14 protein-coding genes and 1 tRNA gene are annotated in these 15,798 nt (G+C 45.9%); 6 read left to right on the top strand and 9 right to left on the bottom strand.

The features are described 5' to 3' along the window. From mobT to HGO97_RS20015, 7 genes are all read right to left on the bottom strand, one after another. Positions 1–1,209, bottom strand: a complete 1,209-nt coding sequence (gene mobT, locus HGO97_RS20045) for a MobT family relaxase (RefSeq protein ID WP_456298624.1) — start codon at positions 1,207–1,209, stop codon at positions 1–3. Between the two features lie 230 nt (positions 1,210–1,439). Next, a complete protein-coding gene (locus HGO97_RS20040) occupies positions 1,440–2,798 on the bottom strand; it encodes an FtsK/SpoIIIE domain-containing protein (RefSeq protein WP_216244634.1) in 1,359 nt (452 codons plus the stop codon). Between the two features lie 13 nt (positions 2,799–2,811). Beyond that, complete coding sequence (locus tag HGO97_RS20035) at positions 2,812–3,627, bottom strand: Mom family adenine methylcarbamoylation protein (protein WP_216244633.1); 816 nt, start codon at positions 3,625–3,627, stop codon at positions 2,812–2,814. A gap of 8 nt (positions 3,628–3,635) precedes the next feature. Further along, complete coding sequence (locus tag HGO97_RS20030; RefSeq protein WP_216244632.1) at positions 3,636–4,028, bottom strand: YdcP family protein; 393 nt, start codon at positions 4,026–4,028, stop codon at positions 3,636–3,638. Positions 4,029–4,043: 15 nt separating this feature from the next. Beyond that, the gene (locus HGO97_RS20025) at positions 4,044–4,358 is read right to left on the bottom strand and encodes a YdcP family protein (RefSeq protein ID WP_054353011.1); all 315 of its coding nucleotides are present in this window, start codon (positions 4,356–4,358) and stop codon (positions 4,044–4,046) included. Between the two features lie 208 nt (positions 4,359–4,566). Next, complete coding sequence (locus HGO97_RS20020; RefSeq protein ID WP_216244631.1) at positions 4,567–7,623, bottom strand: VaFE repeat-containing surface-anchored protein; 3,057 nt, start codon at positions 7,621–7,623, stop codon at positions 4,567–4,569. 223 nt (positions 7,624–7,846) lie between these two features. Beyond that, a tRNA-Trp gene (locus HGO97_RS20015) sits at positions 7,847–7,917 on the bottom strand. A 328-nt stretch (positions 7,918–8,245) separates the two neighbouring features. Here HGO97_RS20015 and HGO97_RS20010 point away from each other — a divergent pair. The 6 genes from HGO97_RS20010 (at position 8,246) to HGO97_RS19985 (ending at position 14,020) form a co-directional block, all read left to right on the top strand. Further along, on the top strand, positions 8,246–8,932 hold the full coding sequence (locus HGO97_RS20010) for an N-acetylmannosamine-6-phosphate 2-epimerase (protein WP_216244630.1): 687 nt from the start codon (positions 8,246–8,248) through the stop codon (positions 8,930–8,932). Positions 8,933–9,016: 84 nt separating this feature from the next. Continuing rightward, positions 9,017–9,934 (top strand): dihydrodipicolinate synthase family protein, encoded by a 918-nt coding sequence (locus HGO97_RS20005; RefSeq protein ID WP_168866692.1) that lies wholly within the window; start codon positions 9,017–9,019, stop codon positions 9,932–9,934. A gap of 74 nt (positions 9,935–10,008) precedes the next feature. Next, entirely contained in the window at positions 10,009–11,514 is a 1,506-nt protein-coding gene (locus tag HGO97_RS20000) for a sodium:solute symporter (protein WP_216244629.1), read from the top strand. 86 nt (positions 11,515–11,600) lie between these two features. Then, complete coding sequence (locus HGO97_RS19995; RefSeq protein WP_216244628.1) at positions 11,601–12,053, top strand: YhcH/YjgK/YiaL family protein; 453 nt, start codon at positions 11,601–11,603, stop codon at positions 12,051–12,053. A 109-nt stretch (positions 12,054–12,162) separates the two neighbouring features. Further along, the gene (locus tag HGO97_RS19990; protein WP_216244627.1) at positions 12,163–13,092 is read left to right on the top strand and encodes an ROK family protein; all 930 of its coding nucleotides are present in this window, start codon (positions 12,163–12,165) and stop codon (positions 13,090–13,092) included. 85 nt (positions 13,093–13,177) lie between these two features. After that, entirely contained in the window at positions 13,178–14,020 is an 843-nt protein-coding gene (locus HGO97_RS19985; RefSeq protein WP_216244626.1) for a MurR/RpiR family transcriptional regulator, read from the top strand. A 142-nt stretch (positions 14,021–14,162) separates the two neighbouring features. Here HGO97_RS19985 and tsaA read toward each other — a convergent pair whose 3' ends face one another. Further along, on the bottom strand, positions 14,163–14,849 hold the full coding sequence (tsaA, locus tag HGO97_RS19980) for a tRNA (N6-threonylcarbamoyladenosine(37)-N6)-methyltransferase TrmO (protein WP_216244625.1): 687 nt from the start codon (positions 14,847–14,849) through the stop codon (positions 14,163–14,165). A 3-nt stretch (positions 14,850–14,852) separates the two neighbouring features. After that, a complete protein-coding gene (locus HGO97_RS19975; RefSeq protein ID WP_216244624.1) occupies positions 14,853–15,788 on the bottom strand; it encodes a cation diffusion facilitator family transporter in 936 nt (311 codons plus the stop codon). Positions 15,789–15,798 lie beyond the last annotated feature (10 nt).

Below are 15,798 nucleotides of genomic sequence, written 5' to 3'. Positions count from 1 at the left end.
TCATTCCTCCTTGTCGTCCACGGTCATTTCCTCCATGGTGACGGATAGCTGCTGTAAGACCTTTTCCAGTCGGTCAGTCAGCTTTGCGTTTTTCACCATGTCCTTAATGATCGTCGTGTTGTTGAGTCTATCCAGCTTTTCAGCCACCTGTAAGGTGGGGGCGACCTGCCTTGCCAGCCAGTTCAGCGTCCGCTGGAAGTTATAAGGCTCTGGTTTTGTCGTCAGTTTCAGCCGACCACGGTTCTCACCAATAAACCAAGCCCAACGCTCATTTGTCTGCCATTCGCTACGACGCTTTGTTTCGTCTTTGTCAGCAAAACGCACATAACGGTTGATGATGGAAAAGGCAGTGCGTTCAGCGTCGTGGTAGGTCAGCAGGTCACGCAGCGCATAATAGGCTCGTTCATTCTTTAAGCGGATTTCAAATCGGTTCTTGATGGGTGTTTCCTCCACTGGAATACCGTATTTCACATACTGCTCGTAGTCTTTTTCATACACGCAGAAGTAAACCTCTGATTTCAGCGAACCGATATAGAGCGTATGTCCCATGCTGGACTTGTTTTCTTCATGGCTCTGCACCAGCTCCCCAGAACGGTAGGACTTAAAGCTACGGAACACGGAGATACATTCCTCGTTCCTGCATTTCCTTGTCAGCTCTGGAATATCCAGTATCCCCACCATATCATTGATGGCAAGGTCTATCCGCTTGCATACGCCGCCCTCACACAGAGCGTCCATAAAGAAGTCGTACCAGCTCCTATGCTGTGCCAGTAGGAAGTTTTCAAACTGGCGGCAGCCTTTTCCTTTCAGTTCCAGCAGCACCCCTTTTTCCTCGTCGGGGGATACCAAAACGAAGATGTCTCCCATGTAGTAATGTTCTGGGTAGGAATAGAAACCGAAATCCTCATGTATCATAAAGTCCAGCTTTAATTTAAGGATTGTTTCTACCACGAACCGCACGTCTGTGGTGGGAAAACGTATCCTCACGTAATCAAACAGCATGGTAAGCGGTGTTTCTGGATTGTACCGTTCCAGAGCTTGCAGCAGGTTTTCTTTCAGTTCTTCGCTGGGGGCGGCACTGCCAGACTCTATCTTATTAAGGTACTGCCTTGTAATGCCAGCAGCTACCGCCAGTTTGTTTTGTGAAACACCGTATGCCAGCCGCTTTTCTTTGAAATCCTTTATCCAGCCAGCGTCATTCAGCAAAATCCCTCCTATCTGGAAACGGAAGTGTCAACTGAAAGCGGTCTTGTTGACACCCTCAAAAAGCAGGAAAAGTCCCCGTTTTACAAGGACTTTCCATACTTTTATGACTGTTTCCTATTGTATTTGTGCCCCTCTGTTAGATACCGAGGGGCTTATGGTTGGCGTGGCTTGCGCCACACCAACACAGGCTAGTCCGTGCCAGCGGCTTTCGCTTCGCACGCCGCCTGCCCGTCCTACCTGTTCTGCATGAGTTTCCCTATGTCTTTTAAGAAGTCATGTCCTTTGGGGACAAGGGGAGCGTAAAACTCACTGATGACACTTGTCCCCACATCAACATAGCCACGCCCTCTGATCTGCTTCAGAAAAAAGTCCTTGTCTACTTCGCCGAACATCATCGAATAGCCCAGTTCACTCATGCGGCCTAACGCCACACGGAAATTAAACTGGTCACGGATACCGTCGCCCAAGTATTTAGCGTCTGGCCGCTGACAGGCGAGTATCAGAAAATAGCCTGCCTGCCGCCCAAGCATGACAATCTGTTTCAGCTTATTCAAGACCGCAGCGTTTTCCTTTGTCGTCAGCATTTCCATGAAAGCCACGTATTCATCAAAAATCAGAAAGTGGGGTGGCAGACCTAAATAGGCGTAGTTTTCCCCTGTCTTGTAGCCCTCTAACTGCTTCATGGTTTCGCTCCGTTCCATCATGCCCTCATAAAAACGGTCGATACAGTCTGTGATTTCCTCCTTTCGGTAGTAGACTTCGGGCATGACATTGGACAGGTCGGCAAGGTCAGCGTTCTTTGGGTCAAGCACATACATTTTGGCGTTGGTACGCAGGAGGGCTTCTATGATGGTAAGGATAAAATACGTCTTACCGCCGCCCGTGCCGCCAGCTATCAGCATATGGGGGAGCTTGTCATACTCCCACCAGACGTTTGCCATGAGCTTTAAGCCGCCATTTTCCGCCCGTACCTCATCAATGGTGATACGGTTGGCTATGGTGTCATAGAGTAGGATATATTCCACAAAGCTGTCTTTCAGCTCTTTGGATACCAGCTCACAGTAAAGCCCTGTTTCCAGCTTCTTTTCCAAGTGCAGGAGCTGGTCTTGATATTTCCCCAGCGTGATTTCAGCCAGAATGTGAATGAGTCCGTTATCCAAGCGGTAGTACACTTTGGGGAAATGGGTGATTTTCTCTTTTGACCTGCTGGCTGGCAGGTCTTTGAAAAAGCCGCTGTCCTGTGACTGCTCGGACTCGTACCAGCCATTTTCCAGTATCATACGGGAAAGTTTCTGGCGGTGGCAGAGCTGCTTTATCTTGTCTGGACAGTAACGGGCATACAGGAACGAAGCCACGCCGCATGCCAGAGCCGCAGCCATGACGGAAACCATCATATAAGGCGTGACGGTAAGTTTTATGCTGCCCTCATGCAGCAGCGAAACCCTGTTCCAGTCGGCGTGCAGCAGGGCAGGAATATTCAGCAGCAGGACTATCCCAAGGAACAGCACTGCCAGCCGCAGGATGATTGACCGCACCACCAGCGACCTGTCACTGGCTCGGATACGGTTGCCTTTCCTCTGTATCTGTTTCATAAGTCCTCCTTTCTCATCGGTTGTAATTTTGTGTATTGTAGCGGCAGGTGTTTTTATCAAATTGCGGCTGCTGAATGGTTTCATAGACTCTGTTGGAAACCCGCTTTTGGAACAGCAGGCTATGGTCTTTTGGGTAGTTATTTCTCACATAGCAGGGATAGTCCCTTAAAATCTGCCTTGCTTCTTTTGTTAAGGGGTAGATATAGCGGAACATAAGTCCGTTGATCTTCTCAATTCCTTTGTACTCACAGAAAGCATGGGTCAGCCAGTGCCGCTTTTTGACTCCATCTATACGGGCATTTTCTTCCAGCAGTATTCTGGCACTTCGGGGGTGTATCTTTTCCCCCGTCTGGCTGTCACGGTACACACTGGTCTTGAAGCTGCCAAGATAGTAGAAGTTAGAAGCCTGATATACATAACCGCATTTTCCTTCTATGCCATCTGCAAGGGTATATAGAAAAAGGCAGCCTGTGTTATCCCGAAGCCACTTAATCAAAGTGGAAAGGGCTAGGCTGCCGAAATACTGGTTGTGGTTCATTTCTGGGAGAAAGCACATTTTCCCGATTTCAAGGTAATCCGCTGTCACAAGCTCATGCTGTGGGAAAATCTTGCGGATTGTCTGTAAGGGTTGCGTGCCCCACCCAAGTTCCACCACACCTGCCAACTGGTTTTCATGGTAAATCCCCAGAAAATAGACGCATAGACGGGGTATCACTTTGGAATAGTGGTACTCACGAATGAAAGCAACCGCTGTTTCTCTGGGGATTTCCTGTATCGTTAAATTCTCAATAAATCCTTGACTCCTTTCTACAAAATCACCAGCCCCCATTTACAGGTTTACTTCCCGTTTGGGCTGTCTTTCTTTGGCTGCTGGTGCTGTGGGTTTCCTGCTGGCTGGTTCTGCTTATTCTTCAAGATGATGTCGTCGGCCTTGATGTACCAGTCCACGTCTGCACCTTGAAAAGTAGCGGTCGCCACCGTGTCCGCCACAGGGTTGATGATTTCCACCTCGGCATTGTAGTCAAATTCCTTTAAGGGAACAGAAGCAGGGATACTTACCTGTATCATGCGTCCCTGTCCTCTGGACTTCAAATCATAGGTGCGTTCCTTGATTTCCTCGGATACCGTACCGTCCTCGTTCTGGACGTGTACCTCACGCCGCAAAGCTGAAAATTTCAATACGCCGAATGTTTTTTCCTTGTCAATGATGATACCATTTGCTAATCTCATAGTTTCTTGACCTCCTTATGCTTTTACCATGTCGTCAGCGGACAGGATATAATTTGTAAATCCACGATTGCCGATTTTGTAACCGTCAGCAGTGATTTTCGGGTTGATGAGCTTCACTTTTTCCTCCACCTCGAAATTCTTTTCGCCAGCGGACGCAGGCAGGATAACCACAATGTCGTCGGCTCGCTGTACGTCAGAATACAGGTTGAAGCTACGGGAAATGACCGTCATGCGTCCATTGACTCTACGCTGTTCGGTCTTGCCCTCGCCAGCAAATTCCAGTGTTCCGAATGTCTTTTCCATGTTTGGGATAACGTGTTTTAATTCCATAAATTTTTACCTCTTTTCTTTCTTCATCTATTTTGAGTGTAAGAGCATGGGGGAGCTACACTCCCCCAAACCCCCTAGTGGACTGTTTTTTTCTATCAATCAAAAAGACGATTGATAGAAAAGAAACAGTGTAAAGGTGAAACCGTGGTCTGATTGATGTTATGGGCGGTGAACGGATAGGCAGCTTCATAGGCAGATACCTCAGATACTACTTATCCGTGTCATGCTTCATAGCATGGCGTTTCTTATAGGCTGCAAATGCAAGGCCAGCCGCAGAAAGTCCAAGCATGAGAGCAAAGCCAGCCACATTCGTGTTGTCGCCTGTTTTTGGTGAGTCCGTTGGTTTATGGCTAGGGGTAGCTGGTTTTTCTGGCTGCTCTGATTTCGCTGGTTCTTCGGGCACTTCCTTGATCGTCACGGTCTGTCCCTTGTCCTCAATATCCTTATGTTCAGTGACCTTTACAGGCTTATCGGGATTGGTTACGTCGTAAAGTTCCTCGAATGTGACTAACTGCTTACCTCCAAGGGAAGAAGCGTCGAAAGTAAACTTGATTTCCAGCTCCATTTTGGTATCGGTTGCAGTGAATGTAAGCTCATTTTCCACAGGTTTCCCGTCAATGAGCAGCTCGGCATTTTTGCCTTTGTCCATCTGCCAGCCTTTGAGCTGGTATTTTGCACCCACTTCCAGACCATCTAAAGTGACGGTATCCACGATTGTGACCTCTTTGCCAGCTTCCATGAATTTTTCACCGTCCATGCTGGCAGCGGACGTGTGGATTTTGATGATACGTTCCTTGATAGAAACCGTCTGCCCGTCGTCTGCGATGTCTTTATGCTCCGCAACCTTTATAGGCTCGTTTTTGTCGGACAGGTCGTAAAGTTCCTCAAAAGTCACCAAATCCCTGCCGCCAAGAGCAGAAGCATTGAACGTGTATTCCATTTTGATTTTCATTTCCTCACCGTCAGCAGTGAATGTGTATTCATTCTCCACACGCTTGCCATCAATGAGAAGTTCGGCATTTTCAGCTTTATCCATCTGACAGCCCTTGAGCTGGTACTTTGTGCCTTTTTTCAGACCGTCCAAAGCAACGGTATCCACGATAGTGACCTCTTTGGCGGTAGTGATTGATTTCTCACCGTCCTTGCTGGCAGCGGTAGTATGGATAGAAAGCTCTTTTTCGTAGTCGTCTGTAAGCGTGCCTAAATCAACCACTATGTTGTTTCTGGACACCACAATCTCAAAAGCAGGAATGAGCTTGAAACCTTTGTTGCTTTCGCAGCGGAGTTCCTCAACCATGTAGGTATCATAAAGAAGCGCACCTTTGGAGTCGTCTGGTTCAGACGTTCCGAACCAGATACCGTCCTCGCTGGACGTTCCTTTATTGGTATTCTGTTTGTGGGATACCCAGTCAGAAGCAGTGGAAAACTGCCCGTTTTTATCTGTCACGATAATATGGCTCTCACCAGTCGTCTGGCTGGTGATCCGAAACGGTACGTTTGCAAGACGCTTGTGTGTACCATTACCGATTTTTACGCCCTCAATGTCGCCACGTTTAACCTGGTTGTAGATGGAAGTATCCTCACCAGTCAAATCCACGATTTTGCCATTTTCCTTGATTTCAAATTCAATAGGTTTTGCACCATCTTTCAAGTATCCTGTCGGGCTTTTACTTTCATCAATGCGGTATTTTCCATAGGGTAAGGTATCCGCAGCGGTAGAAGCGATACCGTCAATCCCCGTGAGGATTGTCTTTACCACCTCGTTTTTCTGATAGAGCTTTCCGTCTACCAGCACTGCATTGTCATTTAAGGAAGTAATCGAAAAAGCAGTGTCCTTTAAGGTTGCACCGCCCTGTGGTTTGGTATCCTTTGTTTCATAATCTCTTTTCTGGATTTTCACGCCGCCACGGATAACCTTTTCTGATACGGAGTATTGGTTGCTGCCTGTAAGGACAGCCAGCTCCCCATCTTCGGTAATCTGTGTCAGATACATACCTTTCATCTGTTCCTCACTGCCATCTGCCTGTAAAAATGCACCGTCCAGTAAGTAACCTGTCGGACTCTTACTTTCGGAAACAGTCAACGTACCAAGCGGCAGGCATGGAACGCCATTTTGTGTGTAGAAGCTGTCGCCAGATACCTTGTAGCTGTCAGCCAGCTTTGTGATGTAATGAATGTTACCGTCGCTGCCTTTTTCAGCCACCGTTTTTGTTATCCATGTACGGGTAGGCTGTTTCGGAAGAGTGTCTTTGTTGTAGTAGCCAGCATAGAATTTCCATGTGAACTCTGCACCCTCTAAAGAAGCGTTTCCCTGTGGCACAGATTTTGAAGTATCCATATCAATCTTAAACAGTTCGATAAGGGTAGTTGTCGCCTTTGGGGTATCACTGACTTTCAAGGTAGCGGTCTTTCCAGCCTTGACAGTCAACGGATACACATTTTTATCCAGTGTAAAGCCTGCTGGTGCAGACAGTTCCTTGATATAGACCGTACCAGCTTTGACTTCCACGGTTTCCGTGTTCCCATTTTTATCTGTGGTAAGGGTAGCAAGCCTGTCTGTGCAGCCTTTGTCGGCAAACACGCCATAGGTCGCACCTGCCACAGAATAGATGGTGCTGCCCTCTGTGAGTCCTGTGTTCGCTGATGATTTTTGCAAGGTGGCATTTCCGACCGCCAGCTTCGCCCAAAACTGTCCCAAGTCCTGCCCGTTGCCAGTATAGAGATAGCCGCCGCACTCATAGCGGCCTTTGTTTTCTTTGACGAAAGCCTTTGCGCCAGCGTAGACCTCATTTTGGACTGCTTTGGATATTTCATCATAAGCAGCCCTTACGTTGTCGCACTGCCAGCCGAGGTGTACGCTCAATCGCTGCCAGACAACGCATTGTTCTAACAGATAGACTTGTTTGTAATTCAGCTCTTTGTGGCTGGCTGCATACTGTTTGACGTATTCCAAAGAAAGGGCTACGTCCGCAATCTGGTCGGCACTCATACGTGTGCTTGCGTCGCTTCGGGTCTTGTAACCAGATATAAAATCCGTGTTGATGTCAATACAGTAGGCGTTTTCACCCTCTACCTGCATAATGCCCTCATGGAATGTCGAGCCTATGCTGCCATCATTCATCACCTTTTCCACATAGCCTGCTTTTTCCTGTGCGTCCGTCCAATACTGTTTTTCCGCAGCCTGCACCTGTGAAGCAGATACGGTTGTGAAAACCGCAGCCAGACTAAGCACGCCAGCAAGCAGGCGGTTCATAATCTTTTTCATTGTATTTAATTCTCCTTTTAATTTTGGGGTCAAAAAAAGACGCTCACTTTTGAACGTCTAAAAGAATGGTTTATTTTTAATTTTAGATGAGTTTAAGACAAAAAAATAACCAACTTTACTAAGTTGGTTATTCTTGATTACCTTTTTGATTACCTTACGATTACCAAAAAATTGAGAGAATCCAAAATCCTCCTTTCTATAAGGAGTTTTTGACTTCTAAAAACAGGGGATGAGAGAATCGAACTCCCACCAAAGGTTTTGGAGACCCCTATCATACCATTTGACCAATCCCCTATATGTTTGTGACTCAGTTATCAGTCACTTGATTATTATACTCAGAGGAGGTGGATTTGTCAATAAGAAAATTTCATTTTTTTACAATTTTTTCGGAAATTTCAAAAATATTAATCGAGGATTAACAGAAAGTTTATAAAACAGCCCTTTCTACAGAAAGAAGGAACGAGGGATTGTGCAATTTTAACAAATGAAGGTACTTAAAAATAGGTATATTGCCATGTCGAAAGAAAAAAGTGTGAAAGAACTTTCAATGAAATCGACAAGTATTGAAATTAAAAACATACAAGACTATACTAATAACAGATCAAGCAAGGAGGATGAAAAGATGAATGAACGTGTAGAACAGTTAAAAGGAAAACTTATCGTATCCTGTCAGGCACTTCCTCATGAACCACTGCATTCTTCCTTTATTATGGGAAGAATGGCACTGGCTGCAAAGGAAGGTGGTGCGTCCGGTATCCGTGCGAACACGAAAGAAGATATTGCTGAGATTCAGTCCCAGGTAGACCTTCCGATCATAGGGATTGTCAAACGCGATTATGCGGACAGCAAGGTATACATCACACCTACCATGAAGGAGATTGATGAACTGATGGAGGTGAAGCCGGAAATCATCGCTATGGATGCGACACTTGATAAGCGTCCAAAAGGTGTGAGCCTGGATGAATTTTTTGCAGAGGTAAAGGCAAAATATCCAGATCAGCTCTTTATGGCAGACTGCTCCACAGTGGAGGAGGCACTCCATGCAGACGAGATCGGTTTTGATTTTATCGGAACGACAATGGTTGGATATACAGAGCAGAGCAAAGACTTAAAGATAGAAGAGAACGATTTTGAAATCTTAAGGACAATCGTAAAAAATGTAAAGCATCCGGTAATTGCAGAGGGAAATGTCAACACACCGGAAAAGGCGAAGAGAGTGATTGAACTCGGCGCATATGCAGTGGTGGTCGGCTCTATTATCACAAGGCCGCAGCTCATCACAAAGTCATTCGCAGAGGCGCTTGACTAAAAGCTTTGGAAGTGTCTGATTAGAACAGACCATTCAAACAGGTAACAATGTCAGTTGATTCATATAAGAAAAGGAGAATGTATCATGAGAAACTTGGAGAAGTACAAAGGCGTTATCCCGGCATTTTACGCATGCTATGACAAAGAAGGAAAAATCAGCCCAGAAGGAGTGCAGGCCTTGACACGCTACTTCATCGAAAAGGGAGTAAAAGGTGTCTATGTGAACGGATCTTCTGGAGAATGTATTTATCAGAGCGTTGAGGACAAGAAGGTAGTACTGGAAAATGTAATGAAGGAAGCGAAAGGAAAACTGACTGTCATTGCCCATGTTGCATGTAACAACACAGAGGACAGCAGGGAGTTAGCTGCACACGCAGAGAGCCTTGGAGTAGATGCAATCGCTGCAATTCCTCCGATTTATTTCCACCTGCCTGAGTATGCAATCGCACAGTACTGGAATGACATCAGCGATGCAGCACCGAACACAGACTTCGTCATCTACAACATCCCACAGTTAGCAGGTGTCGCACTGACTATGAGCCTGTTCGCAGAGATGAGAAAGAATAAAAGAGTCATCGGTGTAAAGAACTCTTCTATGCCGGTACAGGATATCCAGATGTTCAAGGATGCAGCAGGAGAGGATTATGTGATCTTTAATGGTCCAGATGAGCAGTTCATGAGTGGACGTGTAATCGGAGCAGAGGGCGCGATCGGTGGTACTTATGGTGCAATGCCTGAATTATTCCTCAAGCTGGATGAGTATGTGAGAGCTGGTAAGATGGAAGAAGCAAGAGAGCTGCAGTATGCAGTCAATTCCATTATCTACAAGATGTGTTCCGCACACGGCAACATGTACGGTGTAATTAAGGCAATCTTAAAGATCAATGAAGGCCTGGAATTGGGTGGAGTACACAAACCGCTTCCATCTCTGATCGAGTCTGATATGGCAATCGTAGAAGAAGCTGCTAAGATGATTCGAGATGCAAAGGCAAAATATCTGTAAGAGACGGGCTTTCGTATCAGATCAATGGGATACAAAAGAGGAATTATGAGAGAAAACATTAGGAGGAAGATGATATGCAGGGTTTTACAGTCATAGATTTAATCATTTTGATTGTATATCTGGCGGCAGTATTATTTGCCGGACTTCATTTCGCAAAGAAAGAGATGAAGGGAAAAGAGTACTTTAAGGGAGACGGAACCGTACCGTGGTGGGTAACCTCCGTATCTATTTTCGCAACATTATTAAGTCCGATTTCTTTCCTGTCACTGGCAGGAAACTCATATGCAGGAACTTGGATCATGTGGTTCGCACAGTTGGGTATGCTGGTAGCAATCCCGCTGACCATTAAGTTTTTCCTTCCAATCTACAGTAAACTGGACATCGATACAGCTTACCATTATCTGGAGCTGCGTTTCGGAAGTAAGGGGCTTCGTGTCCTCGGTGCAGTGATGTTCATCATCTATCAGGTGGGACGTATGTCCATTATTATGTACCTTCCATGTATGGTGCTTTCAAACCTGATGGGAATCAACGTAAATATCCTGATCATCATCATGGGTATTATTGCAATCATTTACTCTTACACAGGCGGACTTAAATCTGTACTTTGGACAGACTTTATCCAGGGATCTGTGTTACTGATCGGTGTTACCTTTGCACTGATTTTCCTTCTGTCACATATCGATGGAGGAATCGGGGCAATCTTCGCATCTTTTGCAACAGAGCATAAGTTCCTTGCAGTAGATCAGCCGATCTTTAACCCGAACATTTTCAAAGACAGTGTATTTATTCTGATCGTTGGTGCAGGACTCAACACAATGGGCTCCTATGTATCCAGCCAGGATATTGTACAGCGTTTTACAACAACAACAGATACAAAGAAACTGAATAAGATGATGCTGACAAATGGAGCATTATCCATCTTTATTGCAACCGTATTCTACCTGATCGGTACCGGACTGTATGTATTCTATCAGCAGCATGCACTTCCACCGGCAGCAGCACAGGATCAGATCTTCGCATCCTATATTGCATTTGAGCTTCCGGTAGGTATTACAGGACTTCTGCTTGCAGCTATTTATGCGGCATCCCAGTCCACACTGTCAACAGGTCTTAACTCTGTAGCTTCTAGTTGGACGCTGGATATTCAGTCCCGTCTGTCCAAGAAAGAATTAAGCTTTGAGAAACAGACAAAGATCGGACAGTATGTATCTCTGATCGTAGGTATCTTCTCTATCGTAGTTGCAATGGTACTTGCAAACGGCGGAGTAAAATCTGCATATGAATGGTTCAACGGATTCATGGGACTTGTACTTGGTATTCTGGTAGGAACATTTATCCTGGGTGCATTTACAAAGGTTGCCAACACATTTGGCGCTACATTGGCATTCATCGCAGCATCTATCGTGATCATCAGCGTGAAATATTTTTCACCGGCAGGAAGCGTTACAATCTGGTCATACTCTGTAATTACAATTACAGTATCACTTGTAGTAGGAATTCCGGCCAGCCTGATCTGGAGAAAGGTAAAAGGAGATACCTCCGTACCGGCACCATATACAACAATCTACAAGGACTAAGTGAAAAAAGAAAAGCATATAAGGTATTGTAAGCCGCAGGTCAGTAGGTCATGCTGATCTGCGGTTTCAAGAAAGGATCGTGGGCTATGATTTTTGGAAATATCCGAAATTTAAGTGAATACAGCTATTTGGACAGCCAGATCAAGGAATGTTTTGATTATGTGAAAGAACATGATCTGATGTCATTCGAAAAAGGAACGCACAAGATCGATGGAGACAGACTGTTTGTGAATATCGTTGAGTATACGACGACTACACCAGAAGAGCGTTTCTGGGAGGCACACAGACAGTACCTGGATATCCATGTGATGCTTGACGGACCAGAACAGATCGACGTCAATTTCATTGAGAACATGGAGCAGAAGGAGTTCCAGCCGGAAGGTGATTTCCTTCCTTTAGACGGAGAGCCGAACAGCCATGTCGTGTTGAATGAAGGCGATTTTCTGATTTGCTATCCTCATGATGCGCATCGCACAGCAGTGGAGGTAGACGGACCAAAAGCAATCAAAAAAGCAATTTTCAAAGTGAAGATTCAGTAGTACAATAGAAAAAAGAGGGTCAGGCACCTGGTCATGGTGTGTTTGATGATGAGGATTATCAAATATACTGCCGGGGTCTGGCCTTTTCGACATGAAAGGAGTGTTGGATATGACTTTGCATCATTCACAGGCGGATGCAGCAGCTAAAAAGTATGTGAGCATTGATATCGGAGGCACCGCGATCAAGTATGGGATCATTGATGGGACAGGAAAGATCTTGACCCGCAGTGAGATGCGCACGGAGGCTGAAAAGGGCGGCCCGTCTATTTTGAAAAAGGCGGTCGGGATTGTACAGGAATTAAAAAGGAAGGAAGAAATCAGTGGAATCTGTATCTCCACAGCGGGAATGGTGGATACGGAAAAGGGTGAGATTTTCTATTCGGCTCCATTGATTCCGAATTACGCGGGGACAAGATTTAAAGAAGTCATGGAGGAGACCTTTGGGATTCCATGTGAGGTGGAAAACGATGTGAACTGTGCAGGCCTCGCAGAGAGTGAATCCGGCTCTGCTAAGGGGAGCAGCAGTACGCTGATGCTGACTATTGGTACCGGAATCGGCGGATGTATTGTACTGGATCACAAAGTGTTCCATGGATTTAGCAATAGTGCCTGTGAGGTCGGATATATGCATATGTTCGACAGCGATTTCCAGACACTTGGGGCAGCCAGCATCCTGACGAAGAAGGTAGCCCTAAGAAAAGGTGAGCCGGCTCATTTCTGGAATGGGTATCATATCTTTGAAGAGGCAAAGGCAGGAGATGAGATTTGTATTCAGGCGATTGATGAGATGGTGGATATTCTCGGCAGGGGAATCGCGAATATCTGCTATGTACTGAATCCTCAGACAGTCGTGCTCGGAGGCGGAATCATGGCTCAGGAGGAGTATTTAAAGGAACGGATCGAGAATGCCGTGGCAAGATATCTTGTTTCGAGCATCGCACAATGTACCACGATCAAGTTCGCTCAGCATAGAAATGATGCAGGAATGCTCGGTGCGTTCTACCATTTTATGGGAAAGCGTGGTAAGATAGAAAAGTAAAAAGACAATGCTGTGGGTATGTCATGCTGAGAGGGGACAGCCTTGTTGCGGACGAGAATTAGTTTTAAGATAGGATTGGTGGGGTATGGAATATTATGTAAAGTCCGTAGTACCGATTATTGAGTCAAATTATGATAACTTTACAACGGTAGAGAAGAGCATTGCAGACTTCTTTATTCAGAACAGGAAGAAGATGGATTTCTCAGCAAAGGCAGTTGCAGAACAGCTTTTTGTATCAGAAGCTTCTCTGTCTCGTTTTGCAAAGAAGTGTGGATACCGTGGGTATCGTGAGTTTGTCTATCAATATGAGGAGACATTTGTGGAGAAGCCTGAGTCGATAACCGGGAATACGAGGATGGTACTCAATGTATACCAGGAACTGCTGAACAAGACTTATAGTCTGGTGGATGAGGCGCAGATCGCCAGAATCAGCCGATATTTAAGTCAGGCGTCCAGAGTATTTGTTTGCGGTATGGGGAGTTCGGGACTGGCAGCGAGGGAGATGAAGCTTCGGTTCATGAGGATCGGTGTGGATATCGATTCTATACAGGACAGTGATCTGATGCGGATGCAGGCAGTCTTCCAGAATCAGTCATGCCTTGTGTTCGGAATCAGCATCAGCGGAGAGCGCGAAGAGATCCTTTACCTTTTGAGAGAAGCACATAAGCGGAAGGCGAGGACTGTGATGGTGACTGCAAAGAACCGGGAGCTGTTGGAAGAATTTTGTGATGAGGTACTGCTTTTACCTTCTTTAAAGCATTTGAACCACGGAAATGTGATCTCGCCGCAGTTTCCAGTGCTGGTGATGCTTGACATCATTTATTCTTATTTTCTCGAACAGAATAAGTACGAAAAAGAGACTTTGCATGATAATACTCTGCGGGCACTTATGGAGAGAGAAAAAGATGAATTTGGGGACAGATTTTAACTTCATCAAGAATATAGAAAAGTAGATTATGGAAGATTTACTTAGACATATCCCTGTCAGACGATGTACTTTGGGGAAAGTGCATGGCCTGACAGGGATATTTTTGTGAGCTGGGAAACAAAGTTCCCTGTTGAATGTGATTTTATATTTCAATTCCGCAGACATGCAGAGTTTTTCCCTCTACATAGAATTTTACGTTCATCATGGCATATTTCATCCCATAGATTCGTGAAGGGTCCTGCTGGTATGAGGGGCGCGGGTCCTGTGCAAGGATGGCCAGAAGAGCATCCCGGTGTTCTGGTGGAATCTGTTCGAAGTATGCAGATGGACAGTCCACGTCCAATCGATAATCCTTTTTTGCAGTGCCAAAACCTCCGCATGCATCGGGATAGCTTTCCACATAGGGCAGATACGGTTTGATATCAAAGATAGGAGTGCCGTCCATAAGGTCGGCACCGGATACATGGAGGATGCTGCCGGATTCCTCTGTGGGCTCGATTCCATCTAAGCGAACTAAGGAAAGTCCCAGAGGATTCGGACGGAAGGGAGAGCGGGTCGCGAATACCCCCATCCTCTGATTGCCACCGAGGCGGGGCGGACGCACTGTAGGGGACCAGTGCTTACGGACGGCCTTGGAAAAGCCCCAGATGAGCCATATGTGGGAGTAGCCCTCCAATCCTTTTAGTGCATCCGGGTTACGGTATTCGGGCTCGAAGATGATCTTGGCCTTTAACTCTTGAATCAGCCCGCTCTGGCGTGGAATCCCGAATTTCTCAGGGAAATCGCTCTGGATGCGGGCGATGGTCTTTATGGTATAAACGGAATCCATGACTTATACCTCTTTCTCTTTTTTATCGTCAGACACGAATTCAATATCGGGCAGAAGTTCAAAATAAAAGTCGGAATATTTTTTCGCAAGGGCCTGGATACAGAAATTCTGTACGATTTTAAAACGGCGGATGGAAACTTCGTCCCGGTCAAATGTAATATAGACGCTGATCCACAGCTTGCGTCCGGTACGGACAATGTCATAGTACAGCTTTTCGTAGCCGTATGCTTCCAGGATAGGCTCTACTGTCTCTTTGATTTCTTCTACTGTTTCCTCTTCCGGGGGCAGCAGAAATAGATCTCTCAATCCTTGGATAACCGCCTTGATTGGAGTGGGAATCATGAAAATGGACAGCACAACGGTAATAATCTGGTCCAGGTACGGTATAAGGCCCTTAAAAGGACCGAATGGGATGACGACAGGTAGAAAGAAAGCCACCGCCATTCCCAGGGACGCCACACTGTCGAGCTGCCATCCATTCATCTCCATCTCTACCAGATGGGAGTTCATCACCTTATTTTTCCTACGCAGATAGATGGAAACGGCAACGCCGAGGATACAGGCGGCCAGCTCGAACCAGGCAATCGTGCCGAAGGAGACCGTATGTCCTCCATGGAGCATGAGATTGATATTATTGAAGATCAACCCAATAGTAACGGCGGCCATAGTCACACCTTTTACAACAACGAACATGGACTCGATCTGCATATACCCGAAGGGATGCTTTTCGTTGGATGGCTTGTAAAGGAGCGGAATCAAGAATATGGATGGAAGGAGCATGAAGAATTCGACTCCGTCATATATTGCATCCAGAAGTACGGCCTGTGAACTGGTGTATACGGCCATGATCAATTCCAGGATAACGAAAACGATGTTCCCATACAGGGAAACCGTCATGGCTGATTTTTCTTTTTTCTGAGCTTTTGCACCTACGTGCATAAAATAGACC

This window comes from Faecalicatena faecalis (assembly GCF_012524165.2).
In the GTDB taxonomy this organism is placed as follows: Bacteria; Bacillota; Clostridia; order Lachnospirales; family Lachnospiraceae; genus Faecalicatena_A; species Faecalicatena_A faecalis.
The sequence above is the reverse complement of the archived record's forward strand: the minus strand, read 5'-3'. Positions and strand labels throughout refer to the sequence as shown.

What these genes read in the sequence shown, in the direction of transcription:
- HGO97_RS20040 (WP_216244634.1), bottom strand. Translation starts at nt 2,798, where the DNA reads ATGAAACAGATACAGAGGAAAGGCAACCGTATCCGAGCCAGTGACAGG.
- HGO97_RS20035 (WP_216244633.1), bottom strand. Translation starts at nt 3,627, where the DNA reads ATGGGGGCTGGTGATTTTGTAGAAAGGAGTCAAGGATTTATTGAGAAT.
- HGO97_RS20030 (WP_216244632.1), bottom strand. Translation starts at nt 4,028, where the DNA reads ATGAGATTAGCAAATGGTATCATCATTGACAAGGAAAAAACATTCGGC.
- HGO97_RS20025 (WP_054353011.1), bottom strand. Translation starts at nt 4,358, where the DNA reads ATGGAATTAAAACACGTTATCCCAAACATGGAAAAGACATTCGGAACA.
- HGO97_RS20020 (WP_216244631.1), bottom strand. Translation starts at nt 7,623, where the DNA reads ATGAAAAAGATTATGAACCGCCTGCTTGCTGGCGTGCTTAGTCTGGCT.
- HGO97_RS20010 (WP_216244630.1), top strand. Translation starts at nt 8,246, where the DNA reads ATGAATGAACGTGTAGAACAGTTAAAAGGAAAACTTATCGTATCCTGT.
- HGO97_RS20005 (WP_168866692.1), top strand. Translation starts at nt 9,017, where the DNA reads ATGAGAAACTTGGAGAAGTACAAAGGCGTTATCCCGGCATTTTACGCA.
- HGO97_RS20000 (WP_216244629.1), top strand. Translation starts at nt 10,009, where the DNA reads ATGCAGGGTTTTACAGTCATAGATTTAATCATTTTGATTGTATATCTG.
- HGO97_RS19995 (WP_216244628.1), top strand. Translation starts at nt 11,601, where the DNA reads ATGATTTTTGGAAATATCCGAAATTTAAGTGAATACAGCTATTTGGAC.
- HGO97_RS19990 (WP_216244627.1), top strand. Translation starts at nt 12,163, where the DNA reads ATGACTTTGCATCATTCACAGGCGGATGCAGCAGCTAAAAAGTATGTG.
- HGO97_RS19985 (WP_216244626.1), top strand. Translation starts at nt 13,178, where the DNA reads ATGGAATATTATGTAAAGTCCGTAGTACCGATTATTGAGTCAAATTAT.
- tsaA (WP_216244625.1), bottom strand. Translation starts at nt 14,849, where the DNA reads ATGGATTCCGTTTATACCATAAAGACCATCGCCCGCATCCAGAGCGAT.
- HGO97_RS19975 (WP_216244624.1), bottom strand. Translation starts at nt 15,788, where the DNA reads ATGCACGTAGGTGCAAAAGCTCAGAAAAAAGAAAAATCAGCCATGACG.